The 15,964-nt window shown below is 37.5% G+C and carries 14 protein-coding genes; 11 read left to right on the forward strand and 3 right to left on the reverse strand.

Annotated elements, in window-relative coordinates; translation table 11 throughout:
* Positions 1 to 45 precede the first annotated feature (45 nt).
* Entirely contained in the window at positions 46 to 2,409 is a 2,364-nt protein-coding gene (gene arcB, locus A6E06_RS16510; RefSeq protein ID WP_065594020.1) for an aerobic respiration two-component sensor histidine kinase ArcB, read from the forward strand.
* Between the two features lie 8 nt (positions 2,410 to 2,417).
* Complete coding sequence (locus tag A6E06_RS16515) at positions 2,418 to 2,864, forward strand: hypothetical protein (RefSeq protein WP_065594019.1); 447 nt, start codon at positions 2,418 to 2,420, stop codon at positions 2,862 to 2,864.
* Between the two features lie 73 nt (positions 2,865 to 2,937).
* Here A6E06_RS16515 and arcA read toward each other — a convergent pair whose 3' ends face one another.
* The gene (gene arcA, locus A6E06_RS16520) at positions 2,938 to 3,657 is read right to left on the reverse strand and encodes a two-component system response regulator ArcA (protein ID WP_065594018.1); all 720 of its coding nucleotides are present in this window, start codon (positions 3,655 to 3,657) and stop codon (positions 2,938 to 2,940) included.
* A 446-nt stretch (positions 3,658 to 4,103) separates the two neighbouring features.
* On the opposite strand from arcA, the gene A6E06_RS16525 reads away from it, so the two are divergent.
* From A6E06_RS16525 to thrC, 4 genes are all read left to right on the forward strand, one after another.
* Positions 4,104 to 4,580, forward strand: coding sequence for a putative 4-hydroxy-4-methyl-2-oxoglutarate aldolase (locus A6E06_RS16525; RefSeq protein ID WP_065594017.1), 477 nt, complete (start codon positions 4,104 to 4,106; stop codon positions 4,578 to 4,580).
* Positions 4,581 to 4,983: 403 nt separating this feature from the next.
* Positions 4,984 to 7,443: a bifunctional aspartate kinase/homoserine dehydrogenase I gene (gene thrA, locus A6E06_RS16530; protein WP_065594016.1), complete on the forward strand. Its 2,460-nt coding sequence runs from the start codon at positions 4,984 to 4,986 to the stop codon at positions 7,441 to 7,443.
* Between the two features lie 2 nt (positions 7,444 to 7,445).
* Positions 7,446 to 8,402: a homoserine kinase gene (thrB, locus tag A6E06_RS16535; RefSeq protein ID WP_065594015.1), complete on the forward strand. Its 957-nt coding sequence runs from the start codon at positions 7,446 to 7,448 to the stop codon at positions 8,400 to 8,402.
* Positions 8,399 to 9,682, forward strand: coding sequence for a threonine synthase (thrC, locus tag A6E06_RS16540; protein WP_065594014.1), 1,284 nt, complete (start codon positions 8,399 to 8,401; stop codon positions 9,680 to 9,682). Before thrB ends, thrC begins: the two co-directional genes overlap by 4 nt.
* A 135-nt stretch (positions 9,683 to 9,817) precedes the next feature.
* Here the strand turns inward: thrC and grcA are convergent, their stop codons facing one another.
* Positions 9,818 to 10,195 (reverse strand): autonomous glycyl radical cofactor GrcA, encoded by a 378-nt coding sequence (grcA, locus tag A6E06_RS16545; protein ID WP_060991789.1) that lies wholly within the window; start codon positions 10,193 to 10,195, stop codon positions 9,818 to 9,820.
* Between the two features lie 362 nt (positions 10,196 to 10,557).
* On the opposite strand from grcA, the gene nfo reads away from it, so the two are divergent.
* From nfo to A6E06_RS16560, 3 genes are all read left to right on the forward strand, one after another.
* Positions 10,558 to 11,406 (forward strand): deoxyribonuclease IV, encoded by an 849-nt coding sequence (gene nfo, locus A6E06_RS16550; protein ID WP_065594013.1) that lies wholly within the window; start codon positions 10,558 to 10,560, stop codon positions 11,404 to 11,406.
* A complete protein-coding gene (gene ung, locus A6E06_RS16555) occupies positions 11,406 to 12,080 on the forward strand; it encodes a uracil-DNA glycosylase (protein ID WP_065594012.1) in 675 nt (224 codons plus the stop codon). The genes nfo and ung overlap by 1 nt, the downstream gene beginning before the upstream one ends.
* A 92-nt stretch (positions 12,081 to 12,172) precedes the next feature.
* Positions 12,173 to 12,700, forward strand: coding sequence for a hemerythrin domain-containing protein (locus A6E06_RS16560; protein ID WP_065594011.1), 528 nt, complete (start codon positions 12,173 to 12,175; stop codon positions 12,698 to 12,700).
* 68 nt (positions 12,701 to 12,768) lie between these two features.
* On the opposite strand, the gene A6E06_RS16565 is transcribed toward A6E06_RS16560, so the two are convergent.
* Positions 12,769 to 12,948, reverse strand: a complete 180-nt coding sequence (locus A6E06_RS16565; protein ID WP_065594010.1) for a DUF3545 family protein — start codon at positions 12,946 to 12,948, stop codon at positions 12,769 to 12,771.
* Between the two features lie 517 nt (positions 12,949 to 13,465).
* Between A6E06_RS16565 and A6E06_RS16570 the strand changes: the two genes are divergently transcribed.
* Both A6E06_RS16570 and yaaA read left to right on the forward strand, forming a co-directional pair.
* Entirely contained in the window at positions 13,466 to 14,899 is a 1,434-nt protein-coding gene (locus tag A6E06_RS16570; RefSeq protein WP_065594009.1) for a sodium:alanine symporter family protein, read from the forward strand.
* Between the two features lie 114 nt (positions 14,900 to 15,013).
* Positions 15,014 to 15,793: a peroxide stress protein YaaA gene (yaaA, locus tag A6E06_RS16575; RefSeq protein WP_065594008.1), complete on the forward strand. Its 780-nt coding sequence runs from the start codon at positions 15,014 to 15,016 to the stop codon at positions 15,791 to 15,793.
* Positions 15,794 to 15,964: the final 171 nt, after the last annotated feature.

A 15,964-nucleotide genomic window follows, 5' to 3' on the forward strand; every position in this document is an offset into this window, starting at 1 on the left:
ACTTAACCCTGATATTATTTAGCTGAATACTATCAGGGTGTGTTTATGAAGCAGTTAAAAATTCTCGCGCAATTTTATGTCGATCTCATGGTGAGACTTGGCATCGTTCGTTTTAGTCTCTTACTCGCTATAGCCTTAGTGGCGCTAGCTGTTATCGTTCAAGTCGGGGTTACACTTTTCTTGAGTGGGGAAGTGACAGACTTAGATATTGTTCGTTCTGTTTTCTTTGGTTTATTAATCACGCCTTGGGCGGTTTTTTTCCTCTCCGTTGTTGTTGAACATTTAGAGGATTCTCGCCAACGATTGTCTAAATTAGTCAGTAAAATGGAAGAAATGCGTACGCGTGACTTGGATTTAAATAAAAAATTACAAGGCAACGTAAAGAAGCTAAATCAAGAAATTGAAGAACGAGAAAAAGCAGAAGATGCTCGACAAGAAGCAATGGAAGATCTTGAAAATGAAGTTTTTCAACGTGAAAAAGCACAATTAGAATTAGCGGAACAAACGGCATTGTTACGCTCCTACTTAGATACCTCTCCAGATATCATTTATTATCGTAATGAATCCGGCTTATTTTCTGGTTGCAATAAAGCAATGGAAGATCTTATCGGTAAAACAGAGAAAGAATTGATTGGTCTATCGCCTAAAGATGTTTACAACGAAGAAGTCGCTGTAAAAGTTATAGATACGGATAGACAGGTACTCACAGGTAATCAAGCTTTAACTTACGAACAATGGCTTGATTATCCTGATGGGCGAAAAGCGTGCTTTGAATTAAGTAAGATCCCATTTTATAGTAAAGGTGGACGCCATCTTGGTTTAGTCGGTTTTGGTCGAAATATCACCGACCGTAAAAGTTACGAAGAGGCGCTAGAAAAAGCCAGCCGTGATAAAACTACCTTTATTTCAACCATTAGCCATGAGTTACGTACTCCATTAAATGGCATTGTTGGTTTAAGTCGTATGTTGTTAGATACTCGCCTTGATGATGAGCAACATAACTATATGAGAACCATTAATGTCAGTGCGATCACTCTTGGTAATATCTTTAATGACATCATTGATATGGATAAATTTGATCGTCGAAAATTAGAACTCCTGCCTAAGCCTCTTGATTTCCTTAGTTTTGTTACTGAAATGGAAAATATATCAGGACTAATGGCAGAACAAAAAGGTCTTCGTTTTGATTTGGAAAGACTAAGTGTTTTGCCTCCCCATATTATTGTAGATAGTACTCGATTGCGCCAAGTGCTTTGGAATCTGATTGGTAATGCGACTAAATTTACTAAAGAAGGTGGCGTAGTCCTGTCAGTTAGTGCGGATATTGGTCAAGATAATGCGGAAATAACCTTTGAAGTTGAAGATACTGGCATTGGTATCCCTGAATCTGAATTAGATAATGTTTTTGCTATGTATTATCAAGTGAAACAAGGTAAAGATAATTTACATGCGGTAGGTACAGGTATTGGGCTTGCTGTATCTAAAGAGTTAATTAATTTGATGGGCGGAGATATTACAGTAACCAGTGATATTGGTTTTGGTAGTACGTTTATAGTAACGATTAATGTGCCTTTAATTGATCATGTTGAAGAAGAGGAGGCAATGCCTGAAGTTAAGAGTGCCAAATCATTGCGTATATTTATGTTGGAAGATATAGAGCTAAATGTCACGGTTGCTCGTTCATTGCTAGAAAGTTTGGGACACACTGTCGAGGTTGCTATGTGTGGCGAAGATGCTTTAAAGCAATTTGACCCAACGAAATATGACCTGGCATTACTTGATATTCAACTACCAGATATGACAGGGTTTGATGTTGCTCAGGCATTACGAGAAAAATTTGATGAGTTGCCTCCTCTGGTGGCATTAACGGCTAATCTTTTAAAAGAAAAAGATGAGTATTTTGAAAAAGGCATGGATGAAGCGATCAGTAAACCATTAAGTGTTAAAGCACTGACAGAGGTTCTTGAGTTATTTTCAATGTCAGATAAGAAAGAGCTTAAAAAGAAATTAAAACAGCCAATCAAAACACAAGAGCAATTAGATAATGAACAACTGATAGATCGTTTACTCGATATAGAAATGTTAGAGTCTTATATTGATATTGTTGGAACTAAACCAGTATATGCCAGTATTGAAATGTTTGAAAAAAGTATGAAAGAGTACATTCAAATATTGGATACTAATATGACGGCAAGAGATCAAGACGGTATCGTATTTGAAACTCATAAAATGAAAGGTGCGGCGGGATCTATTGGTCTTAAGCATATTCAGCAAGTCGCTCAAAAAGCGCAATCACCGGATCTTCCTGCATGGTGGGAAAATATAGATGATTGGGTTGAAGAAATTAAAAATGAATATGAAAATGATATTCAAATATTAAAAAGCTGGTTAGAGCAGCAAGCTAAATAAGGAATTCTATGAAAAAGGTACTATTTACTTCTGTAATGATGATGGCACTATCTGGATGTCAAATGACATCAGAATCTACAGTTGATTGGCAACAAGACAATAAAGTAGAAATCATGAACACTCAAATTCAGCTTAGTTCTGCGGTATGGATTGACCAAATGCCGACGATTGGCTCAGAAGAAGATGAGAGCAAGTTCAATGTGGCACTGACATTATCGTCAAAGCAAGTAATCGCTCCTGAACTAACTATTGAAAAAGTAGTTATGCGTCAAGGTGAGGAATCATGGGTTTTAACGGATGATGAATTTGAAGTTCGTGTTCATGATAATCATACGTGGGAAATTGCAGGTCAATCATTTCACACACTAGATTCAGCTAAATTATTAGACATTGCTGTTCAAGTAAATGATGAATGGATCATTGAAAATAATATTCAAATTGATACGGTGTATTAATTAATACAGACATAAAAAATGCCCAGCTAGTGATAGCTGGGCATTTTTATTTAGATGGGTTTAAGAAGAAATCTTATGCTTCTTCTAAATCACCACAAAAGCGGTAACCTTCACCGTGAATCGTAGCAATGATTTCTGGAGTATCAGTTACAGATTCAAAATGTTTACGGATACGACGAATCGTCACATCAACAGTACGGTCATGTGGCTTAAGCTCACGACCTGTCATCTTTTTCAGAAGATCTGCACGAGTCTGGATCTTACCTGGGTTTTCACAGAAGTGAAGTAAAGCACGGAACTCTGAGCGAGGAAGCTTGTAGCTTTCACCGCTTGGGCTAACAAGAGAACGGCTATTAATTTCTACTGTCCAACCATTGAATGCATAGCGCTCAACTGTTTTCTTATCTTCAACAGTTGTACTTTGATTCATTGAACGAGTTAATAAATTACGTGCACGAATAGTAAGTTCGCGAGGGTTGAATGGTTTAGTGATGTAATCATCTGCACCAATTTCTAGACCTAAAATTTTATCAACTTCATTGTCTCGACCTGTTAGGAACATAAGAGCCATATCACCACGCTCACGAAGTTCACGAGCAAGTAGAAGACCATTTTTTCCTGGAAGGTTGATATCCATAATCACTAGATTAAGTTGTTGCTCAGAAAGCACTTTGTGCATTTCTTCGCCATCGCTCGCTTCAAAAACATTGTAGCCTTCAGCTTCAAAAATGCTTTTAAGTGTATTACGAGTTACGTGTTCATCTTCAACGATTAGGATCTGAGGGGTTTGCATGGGCGGTACCTAACTAACTGATTAAAGTCAAAAGTAGAATTAAAAATGTTAATTCTATAATAAAAAATTTACAAATAGGAAATAGACTCTTCAATAGTAGACTAAAATGTCAAATGAAGAGTAAATACCTAAACGGTACGCCATCCTTGGTGGTTGTTATTGAATATATACCCAATAACATGAAAAAGCTCTAATTTTGTAAAATATTAGATGAAACTCCATTAGAAGGGAGATTTTAATCCTTTAACACCACTCTAACAATAAGCTATTTTTATTTCCATACATTTTATTGATTTAAGTCAATAGCAACCGATGTCAATACAGTGTAGTTATAAATAGAGGGACATACCTATATTATAATTGTAAATATTTATGCGAACTATCGATAATTACTTTAACAAATGTTGTTATTTTAGAAACGATTTTACAAACAAGGAGAAAATGAAATGGATTTATTACCTGATATTTGTGACCAATTTGAAGATAAAGTACAGCTCATTGATGTTGAGTTTAAAAATTATGGTGGAAAAGTGTGCTTTTATGGTGAAATTGTAACGGTACGTTGTTATCAAGATAATTCTTTAGTTAGAGATGTTTTAAAAACAAATGGACAAGGCAAGGTATTATTCATTGATGGTAACGGTTCTTGTCAAAAAGCACTGCTTGGTGATCAAGTTGCTACGTTAGCAGTACAGAATCAATGGGAAGGCGTGGTTGTTTTTGGAGCAGTCAGAGATGTTGGAGCGATAAAAATGATGCCTCTTGGTTTAAAAGCATTAGGCGCTTCTCCGTTTAAAACAGAAAAAAGAGGCGCGGGTGAGCAACAAGTATCCGTGACCATTAATACTCAAATAATTTCTCCAGGAGATTATATATATGCCGACCTTAATGGTGTATTGATGAGTAAAGAGTTGTTAATTTGATAACAAGTTAAAAATATTTAAATGTGAATTTAATAATTTAAAATCAATAGCTTGGCGTGATATTTACTGCTTTTGTTAAATCGGTTGGGGAATTTCCCATTGACTTGTTAGAGAGAAGTAAGGTAATTATTGTACATCGTAAGTATTTATTTAGAGTTTTCATTAATATGTTCACTATCAGCTCAATGATTATTACCACAACAATTACCTGCACTATGGTTGCTGGGGTGGGCTGATACGCATAAGTATTTTAAAGAAGCCCGCACTGATTATCAGAGCGGGTTTTTTTTTGTAATTTTGTTACTAATTTTTAACTGCATTCTTTTATTATCAACTGAAAAGGTTATGATGCTAGGTATGCAGTAAGGATATTGCAGTAACACTCGTTTTAGGGAGGATAGTCATGCGAGTATTAAAATTTGGTGGTTCGTCATTAGCAGATTCAGATCGTTTTTTGCGCGCCGCAGATATCATTGCCAATAATGCACAGCAGCAAGATGTTTCTGTTGTTTTATCGGCACCAGGTAAGGTAACTAATAAATTAGTTTCTGTGGTAGATAATGTTCTAACCAATGGAGAAGCTGAATTACAAATCGTAGAGTTAGAAACTGTTTTTGTTCAGTTATTTAATGGCATTTCTACCGCACTTCCACAAGTTGATCTTAAAACGCTTGAAAATAAGCTTAAAGATTCACTGTCTCAGCTTCGTCAATACGTTCATGGGATCACCCTATTAGGCATGTGCCCTGATAACGTATACGCAAAAATCATCAGTAAAGGTGAACGCATTTCAATCGTTACGATGAAAGCGGTTCTTGAAGCAAAAGGACAGCCGGCTAGCCTGATTGACCCTGTTAAATATCTATATGCGCGCGGTGACTTCCTTGAAGGTGCTGTTGATGTTGATATATCTACCCTTAACTTTAGAAATGAACCGCTACCCATTGGTCATGTAAATATCATGCCTGGTTTTACCGCTGGTAATTCAAAAGGGGAGCTAGTAACACTAGGTCGCAATGGTTCTGATTATTCAGCAGCTGTACTGGCTGCCTGTCTTCGTGCTGAATGCTGTGAAATCTGGACAGATGTGGATGGAGTATATAATTGTGACCCTCGTTTGGTTGATGATGCTCGCTTATTAAAATCATTAAGTTATCAAGAAGCGATGGAGCTTTCTTATTTTGGAGCATCTGTTCTTCACCCTAAAACCATCGCACCTATTGCACAATTTCATATTCCTTGCTTAATTAAAAACAGTTTTAACCCTCAAGGCCCTGGCACTCTTATTGGTCAAGATACCGGTGAAGACAATCTTGCGATTAAAGGTATTACTACATTAAATAACCTAACAATGGTTAATGTGAGTGGCCCTGGCATGAAAGGCATGGTTGGAATGGCGAGCCGTGTATTTGGCGCTATGTCTACCGCCGGTATTTCTATTGTATTGATTACACAATCTTCTTCAGAATACAGCATTAGCTTTTGTATTGAAGCGGACGATAAAGCGCAAGCAGAACAAGTACTAAGAGAAGCTTTTGAGCTTGAATTAAAAGATGGTCTATTAGAGCCTGTTGAGTTCATGGATAACGTTGCAATCGTAACCTTAGTTGGTGATGGTATGCGCACATCGAAAGGTGTTGCCTCTCAGTTCTTTACTTCTTTAACTGAAGTTAATGTCAATATTATTGCGATTGCACAAGGTTCATCTGAGCGTGCTATTTCAGCGGTTATTCCAGAAGATAAAATTGCAGAATCAATTAAAGCTTGTCACGAGAATTTATTTAACAGTAAACATTTTTTAGATGTATTTGTTGTTGGTGTAGGCGGTGTTGGTGGTGAGTTAGTTGATCAAATTCAACGTCAACAACCCAAACTTGCGGAAAAAGGCATCGAGATCCGAGTTTGTGGTTTAGCTAATAGCCGTGGATTATTATTAGATAGCAAAGGGATCCCGCTAGAACATTGGCGTGATCGCATGAATAGTACAACGGAAGGTTTCAGCCTTGCTCGCCTTATCGCTTTAGTACAGCGCAATCATATTATAAATCCAGTGATTATTGATTGTACTTCTGATCATGGAATTGCAGCTCAATATGTTGATTTCTTATCTGCAGGCTTTCATGTCATCACACCGAATAAGAAAGCGAATACAGATTCAATGGCGTTTTACCATCAATTGCGTAATGCGGCTCGCGCCACTCGTCGTAAGTTTATGTATGAAACAACCGTAGGCGCAGGTTTACCAGTAATTGAAAACCTTCAGAATTTGATTGCTGCTGGTGATGAACTGGTGAAGTTTAATGGTATTTTATCGGGTTCTTTATCGTATATTTTCGGTAAGTTAGATGAAGGTATGTCATTAAGTGATGCGACGAATGTTGCGAAACAAAATGGCTTTACTGAGCCAGATCCTCGAGATGATCTTTCTGGTATGGATGTGGCACGTAAGCTCCTTATTCTAGCTCGTGAATCCGGTCTTGAAATTGAACTAGATGATGTTGAAGTTGAACAAGCTTTACCACCAGGGTTTGATGATTCAGGTACGGTTGAAGAGTTTATGGCTCGTCTTCCAGAAGCGAATGAATACTTTGCTCAAGAGTCGGCAAAAGCGGCAGAAGAAGGGAAAGTACTGCGTTATGTTGGTGAGATCCTAGAAGGTAAATGTAAGGTGCGTATCGCTGCTGTTGATGGTGATGATCCTATGTTTAAGATCAAAGATGGTGAAAATGCCTTAGCATTCTATAGCCGTTACTATCAGCCAATTCCATTAGTACTACGTGGTTATGGTGCGGGTACTGAAGTGACAGCTGCTGGCGTCTTCTCTGATTTAATGCGTACCCTCGGTTGGAAATTAGGAGTATAAAAATGAGTATTGTTGTTTATGCTCCAGCATCAATTGGTAATGTAAGTGTTGGCTTTGATGTATTAGGTGCGGCAGTTTCTCCGATTGATGGCACATTATTGGGTGATCGTGTTTTAGTTGAATTAGGCTCAGAAGCGTTCACTTTAGCAACGGCTGGTCGCTTTGTAGATAAGCTTCCAGAGGATCCAGAAGACAATATCGTTTACGATTGTTGGCGAGTGTTTGCAAGAGAACTTGCAAAGAAGGGTATTGAGCTAAAAAATATCCATATGGTATTAGAGAAAAATATGCCAATTGGATCTGGTTTAGGTTCAAGTGCTTGCTCTATTGTTGCGGCTTTAGATGCCCTGAATTTATTTCATGATAAACCACTAACCGAAATGGAAGTGTTAGCCTTGATGGGTGAGATGGAAGGGCAGATCTCTGGTGGTATTCACTATGATAATGTCGCCCCTTGTTATCTTGGTGGTTTGCAATTAATGGTCGAAGAGCTCGGGATTATCAGTCAAGAAGTCCCTTGTTTTGATGAGTGGTACTGGGTTATGGCATACCCTGGAATTAAAGTATCTACGGCAGAAGCTCGTGAAATTTTACCGTCTCAATATCGTCGACAAGATGTTATCGCTCATGGTCGTAATCTTGCAGGCTTTATCCATGCTTGCTATTCAAAACAACCTGAACTTGCGGCTAAAATGATCAAAGACGTAGTGGCAGAACCTTATCGAGAACGTTTGTTACCTAATTTTTCTCAAGCGCGTGAATACGCCGCTTCTGCTGGTGCGCTAACAACCGGTATTTCAGGTTCGGGCCCAACGCTATTTAGCATCTGTAAAGATAAAGACGTAGCAAATAGAGTCTCTCGTTGGTTGCAAGAAAATTATGTTCAAAATGATGAAGGATTTGTCCATGTTTGTCGTTTAGATAAACAAGGCTCACAAGTAACAGGAAGTAAACTATGAAGCTGTATAACATAAAAGAAAATGATGAACAGGTCTCTTTTGGCCAAGCGGTACGCCAAGGGTTAGGCCGTAATCAAGGGTTATTTTTCCCATCAGAATTACCAAAGTTTGATGATGTTGATGCGCTTCTAGCTGACGATTTTATTACACGTAGTACTAAGATTTTATCCGCATTTATTGGTGATGAGCTGCCTGTTGATACGGTAAGAAGTATGGTTGAAAATGCATTTCAATTCCCAGCCCCTATTCATGCCGTTAAAGATGGCGTATATGCATTGGAATTATTCCATGGACCAACCTTGGCATTTAAAGATTTTGGTGGCCGTTTTATGGCGCAATCTTTGGCGGCGGTAACTGAGGGTAATGAACAGATTACGATTCTAACCGCAACCTCTGGTGATACTGGTGCCGCGGTTGCTCATGCATTCTATGGTATGGATAATATTAAAGTCGTAATTCTTTATCCAAAAGGCAAGATTAGCCCATTACAAGAAAAGCTCTTTTGTACTTTGGGTAAGAATATCCACACTGTTGCTATCGATGGCGATTTTGATGACTGTCAGGCATTGGTTAAGCAATCTTTTGATGATGCAGAGCTACGTAAAGAAGTAGGATTGAACTCAGCGAATTCAATTAATATCAGCCGTCTAATGGCACAAATCTGTTATTACTTTGAAGCCGTATCTCAACTGCCAAAAGAAAAACGTAGCGATGTCGTTATTTCAGTACCAAGTGGTAACTTTGGTAATTTAACCGCAGGTTTATTAGCTAAATCACTTGGCTTACCTGTGAAACGCTTTATCGCTGCAACTAATGTTAATGACACCGTACCGCGCTACCTTGAAACGGGTAAGTGGGAGCCTAAAACGACAATTCCAACCATCTCAAATGCTATGGATGTAAGTCAGCCAAATAACTGGCCACGAATCGAAGAGTTATGCCAGCGATTAGGTTGGGGTTTAGAGACTCTTGGAAAAGGTGCGGTTACTGATGAGCAAAGTTCAGAAACCTTAAAAGCGATGAATGCTGAAGGCTATTTGTGTGAACCACACGGTGCTATTGCTTATCGTATTCTTGAAGAGCAGCTAAATGAAGGCGAAACAGGGCTTTTCTTATGTACCGCCCATCCTGCTAAATTTAAAGAAGTGGTTGATGACATTTTAGGTTGTGATCTTGAACTTCCTGCGCCGTTAGCAAAACATAATGCAATGGAACTATTATCTGAAGATCTTGCTAATGATTTTGATGAATTAAAAGCAGTATTACGTAAAGTTCAGTAATAATGATAAAAATAAGTCCCTGATTTAATATTTTAAGCCAGGGATTTTTTATATGTACTATTTAGTTAGGCGCATAAAAAAACGGCACTCATGAGCAATGAGTGCCGTTTTTATTGAATTCAATTCACTCTAAAATTATAGAGTTTCAGTGAAAGTACGCGCGATAACGTCTTTTTGTTGTTCTGTCGTTAGAGAGTTAAAACGCACAGCATAACCAGATACACGGATAGTTAGTTGTGGGTAATTCTCTGGGTGTTTAACCGCATCTTCTAAAGTATCACGTTGTAAAACGTTAACATTTAGGTGTTGGCCACCTTCAATTTTTGGCGCTTTTTCAATTGCAACGTCACGGCTTTCATATTCGCCTAGCTCGTTTGCAGCAATTACTTGGTCAGCTTCAAAACCTGACGTTGCAACAACACAACGCGCTTCATTTTTCTCGCTATCTAGTAGCCAGATTGAGTTAAGAAGATCGTCATTTGCAGCTTTAGTAATTTGGATACCTGTGATCATTTTACTTTCTCCTAGTCCACTTTGTGGTTATTTTGTAAATATCTTATGGGTCACATTATATACATGATACCCTTACTTTGTATATTGATATAAGTCAAAAAACAACAAAAAGTGATAATTAATTCATCTTAAAAAGATTGTTCTAAATCAATAAAGCACCATATAGCTAGTCTGTAGCACGATATTATCGGATTACTGCTTTGTTGGTATTAGGTTGTTTTGTAGTAAACTTACTACAAAATGATCTGTTTTTTATTTCTCTATTTTACTGATTTTAAGGAACGTAAATTAGAGAACTACTGACAAATAAAGCGTTTACCGTAATAATAGTGTGAAGATCATTTTGAAAGGAAAGTACTGAGATGAAATATATTGGCGCACATGTGTCAGCTGCCGGCGGTGTGGATCAAGCACCTAAACGAGCTTATCAAATAGGAGCAAATGCCTTTGCTCTATTTACTAAAAACCAACGTCAATGGGCAGCAAAGCCATTAACAAATAAGATCATCTCTGATTTTAAAGCGAACTGTAAGCGTTTTGGCTTTTCTAGTGATCAAATTTTACCTCATGATTCTTATTTAATTAATTTAGGCGCGCCAGAAGCTGAAAAATTAGAAAAATCTCGTGCAGCATTTATTGATGAGATGGAACGTTGTAATCAACTTGGTCTAACGTTACTTAATTTCCACCCTGGAAGTCATTTAAAGAAAATTTCAGAAGATGAATGTTTAGCTTTGATTGCAGAGTCTATTAATTTAGCGCATCAAGCGGTTCCTGATGTGGTTGCTGTTATTGAGAATACAGCAGGACAAGGCACAAATTTAGGTTGGAAGTTTGAACATCTAGCGCAAATTATCGATCAAGTGGAAGACAAAGCACGAGTAGGAATTTGTCTTGATACTTGTCATACTTTTGCCGCAGGTTATGACTTAAGCAGTAAAGAAGCGTGCGAGCATACCTTTGCTGAATTTGAGCGCATTGTTGGTTTTCAATATTTGCGTGGTATGCACATTAATGATGCAAAAATTGAATTAGGTAGCCGAGTCGATCGTCATCAGTCTTTAGGTGAAGGTACGATTGGTTGGGGTTGTTTTGAATATATAATGCAAGATGAGCGATTTAATAATATTCCTTTAGTCTTAGAAACTATAAACCCTGATATCTGGAAAGATGAAATAGCTCAACTAAGAACATTAAGCGAGAAGCAATAATGGCAATGACTTGGGAACTGGTGATATCGGCTGAAAAAGAGAAGCCATACTATCAATCGATGATGAGCAAAATAGAGAACGAAAGAGAGAGAGGAAAAACGATTTTCCCTCAAGAAGATGATGTTTTTAATGCGTTTGATTTAACCGCTTTTCATGATGTAAAAGTCGTTATTCTTGGTCAAGACCCATACCATGGTGCAGGACAAGCTCATGGTCTTTCTTTCTCGGTATTACCCGGTATTAAAATTCCGCCTTCTTTACGTAATATGTATAAAGAATTAGCGCAAGATATTGATGGTTTTATCATCCCTGACCATGGTTATTTAGAAAGTTGGGCGAAACAAGGGGTCCTGTTATTAAACACGGTGTTGACTGTAGAAGAAGGAAAGGCTCATTCGCATGCTAAATTTGGCTGGGAGTTTTTTACTGATGCTATTATTCAGCATATTAACGAACATAATGATGGGGTTGTTTTCTTGTTATGGGGTGCTCATGCGCAAAAAAAAGGCGCAAATATAGATGAAAATAAACATTATATTTTAAGGGCTCCTCATCCTTCGCCACTTTCTGCCCATCGTGGTTTTTTTGGATGCAACCATTTCTCTCAAACCAATAAATGTCTAAAAATGCAGAACTTATCAGAGATCAATTGGAATCCAATTTCACCGCGTTAACTGTACAAACTTTGAACTGCATCCTGTGTTCTAATTTCAGTGATATACACTTATAGAAATAAGGTAATCACTGCATAGTAAAGGAGGACAGGATGCTTATAGAAAGTATTTATAAAGAGCACGGTTACATTAATAGTATTATTCAGTTATTAAATAATAAATTGGTTCGACTCGATGGTGAAAAAAACATTAATTATAATGTAGTTCGTGAGAGTGTAGATTATTTATCATCGGTAGCTGAAAAAGTGCATCATCCAAAAGAAGATATGATTTATCAATATTATATTAATCGGTATGGTGAACATGAAAGCTTAACCAATCTATTGAAAGAGCACGATACACTATCGGATGAAACTGAAGAGTTCTCTATCGCCATTACGATGATTTTAAATGATGCCATTGTTCCAAAAGAAATATTTAAGGCTAAGTTAAAAGCGTTTACTCATAGGATTGAAAAACACCTTGAGTTGGAAGAAAAGGAGATATTTCCTTTTCTAAAGGCAAATTTAACACTTGATGACTGGAAGGTGTTGGAAAAAAACTGGTGTGAAGAAGAGGATCCGGTTTTCGGAAGTAAAGCGGATAAGCGTTTCTTAGAACTAGCAGAAAAAGTTCGATAAGTTGATTTTTAAGTAAACAAAAGGAGAGCCGTTGCTCTCCTTTTTTATGTTTTCTTGATTTTTAAGTCTTATTTAAAAATAGAGGAATCGATACTCCCTTTAAAGAAAGGGTCTAACTCTTTTAATTCTTGTAGCAGTTGACGACGATCTTGAAGTTCTTCTATTTCACGCCATAGGCGCTTTGTTTGTTTCTTCTTTGTTGTTGATGTTTTCGTAGCCAATAAATCATTTAATGTGTACCCATCCATAAGCACCTCGTTTTTTTATAAATTAGTTAATTATTACAAAGAGTAAAGTATTTATTTAGCATGATATTAAGTATCACAGAGTAACAATTATGACCTTGAACTGTTTCGCATTTGTTTCTTTTTGGTGAACTTTTTATGAGGTGACGGTCACTAAACTGACTTAAATATAGTTCAGGTAAAGGAATGACCTTAGTTTTTAGACGTTCATAATTAATGATTAAGATATGTTTATGATTTATTTTTGTTGTAAAAATGAATTTAAATTCTAACTTTGCAGACAAAGCACCACTGAGGCGTCTCTGTTTTTTATTGATTTTTTAGTAAATACTGAGCATCATTCAGCTCTCTAATCCCATTAGATGAGTAAATATTTAAATTTACTGCAAATAAATGAATAGAGTTGCAATAAAAAGAGAGCTCAAGCATTAAAAGCGAATAACAGAAAATGAATATGGGGTTAGTAGGGACATTTAATACGATTAAATGTAAGACATACTAGCGTAACGGAGAAGGAAACGTGACAAGTTTTATTAATTTACTGAATGACCTGCTGTGGGGTTCAGTACTGGTATATCTACTGGTTGCCATTGGTATCTATTTCACTGTTCGATTAGGGTTTATTCAGTTCCGCCATTTTGGTCATATGTTTTCGGTACTGAAGAACAGCAGAAAATCAGATCCATCAGGAATATCATCATTTCAAGCGTTATGTACTAGCCTTGCCGCTCGTGTTGGTACGGGTAATATGGCAGGGGTTGCCGTTGCATTAACTGCTGGTGGGCCAGGTGCTATTTTTTGGATGTGGCTAATCGCAATGCTAGGTATGGCGACTTCTTTTGCAGAAAGTACGTTAGCTCAGTTATACAAAACCAAAGATGATGAAGGCAACTACCGTGGTGGCCCTGCTTATTATATGGAGAAAGGGCTAGGGATGCGCTGGATGGGCGTATTATTCTCTGTCTTTTTAATTATTGCTTTTGGTTTGGTTTTTAATGCCGTTCAAGCCAACTCGATTGTGGGTGCAATGCAAACCGCATTTGGTTGGGAGCCTCTTTATGTCGGTATTGCCATTGTTATTATCTCAGCGATTGTGATTTTTGGTGGTTTTAGGACCATTGCTCGTACCGCTGAAATTATAGTGCCGGTGATGGCATTGGCTTATCTAGCAATTGCCATGTTTATTATGGTCACCAATATTGAAAAACTACCAGGTGTGATTACGCTGATCTTTAAGAGTGCATTTGGTCTTCAAGAGGCGGCCGCCGGTGGTTTAGGTTATGCGATTGCACAAGCGATGATTAATGGTATTAAACGTGGTTTGTTTTCGAATGAAGCGGGTATGGGATCTGCACCTAATGCTGCTGCATCAGCGACGCCATATCCACCACATCCTGCATCACAAGGTTATGTACAAATGCTAGGTGTCTTTATGGATACTATTGTGATTTGTTCAGCTACGGTTGCGATCATCTTGATGTCTGGTGAGTACGTGCCTCATGGTGAAGTGACAGGAATTGAATTAACTCAACTTGCGCTAACAAGCCAAGTGGGTGATTGGGGCGGTATTTTTGTTGCTGTTGCTATTTTCTTTTTTGCTTTTACTTCTATTATCGCAAATTACTCTTATGCAGAGACAAACTTAATATTCTTAGAGCATAACCATAAAGCGGGTATTGGCATATTCCGTATTGTTGTATTAGGAATGGTAATGTTTGGCGCGTTATCTTCGCTACCCACTGTATGGGCTCTTGCTGATGTATCTATGGGATTAATGGCGATAGTTAATTTAATTGCGATTACTTTATTATCAGGGACCGTCATTAAGCTTGCGAAAGATTACAATAAGCAGCTTAGTGAGGGAAAAGTACCAACGTTTGATAGTAAAGATTACCCAGAGCTACATTCTCAGCTTGAAGAAGGCATTTGGGATAATACGAAAGAGCAAAAATGATCATTGCTTTCACCCATTAAAGAAATAGATAAAGCCACGCAACCTAGCGTGGCTTTTTTTTATCTTAATCGTTACTATCTTTGTATATAAAAAATATACAGGGATATCTTGCTCATGCTTATCGTCGTTTCTCCAGCGAAAACTCTTGATTACGAAACACCATTACCAACAGAGGTGTTTACTCAGCCTGATTTTATTTCAGATTCCGCAGAATTAATTGAGGTATGTAAAACTCTAACACCTCTCGATATTTCTAAACTAATGAAAGTCAGTGATAAGATTGCAAGTTTAAATGCGGTACGCTTTGAAGAGTGGTCAACGACGTTTACTCATGATAATGCACGTCAGGCTCTTTATGCTTTTAAAGGGGATGTTTACACCGGCTTAGATGCTAATAGCTTAACCAGTAATGATATTGAATACGCCCAAACACATTTACGCATGCTTTCAGGGCTATACGGCCTCTTAAAGCCATTGGATTTGATGCAACCTTACCGTTTAGAAATGGGCACAAAACTAGCGAATAAGCGTGGGACAAATTTATATCAGTTTTGGGGGAGCGCAATTACACAAAAGCTGAACCAAGTTATTACCGAGCAAGGTGACAATATTTTGGTTAACTTGGCTTCAAATGAGTATTTTAAAGCGGTAAAACCAAAAGAACTTGCCGCTACTATTATTACACCAGTTTTCAAAGATTGTAAAAATGGGCAATACAAAATTATTAGCTTCTATGCCAAAAAGGCGAGAGGTTTGATGGCCCGTTTTATTATTGAAAATAGAATATCTAGCATAGAAGAGTTGAAAAGCTTTACGGTTGATGGCTATTACTTTGTGGATGCTGAATCATCAGGTAGTGAACTTGTATTTAAAAGAGAAGAGCAGAAAAAATAATTGTGGCCAGACTTGAATGTGTGTTTTATGTAAGTAAAATGTATCACAATCAATTTAAATTTGATAAAACTGGGTAGGCTATTGTAATTCTGGTTGTTTTTCTTTTCTTATTGAAGAGAATATTAATCAAATGAATAGGTTTTAAAAAGGATTTTAGATCAAGCTGACGCT

The organism is Aliivibrio sp. 1S175 (assembly GCF_001690985.1).
In the GTDB taxonomy this organism is placed as follows: domain Bacteria; phylum Pseudomonadota; class Gammaproteobacteria; order Enterobacterales; family Vibrionaceae; genus Aliivibrio.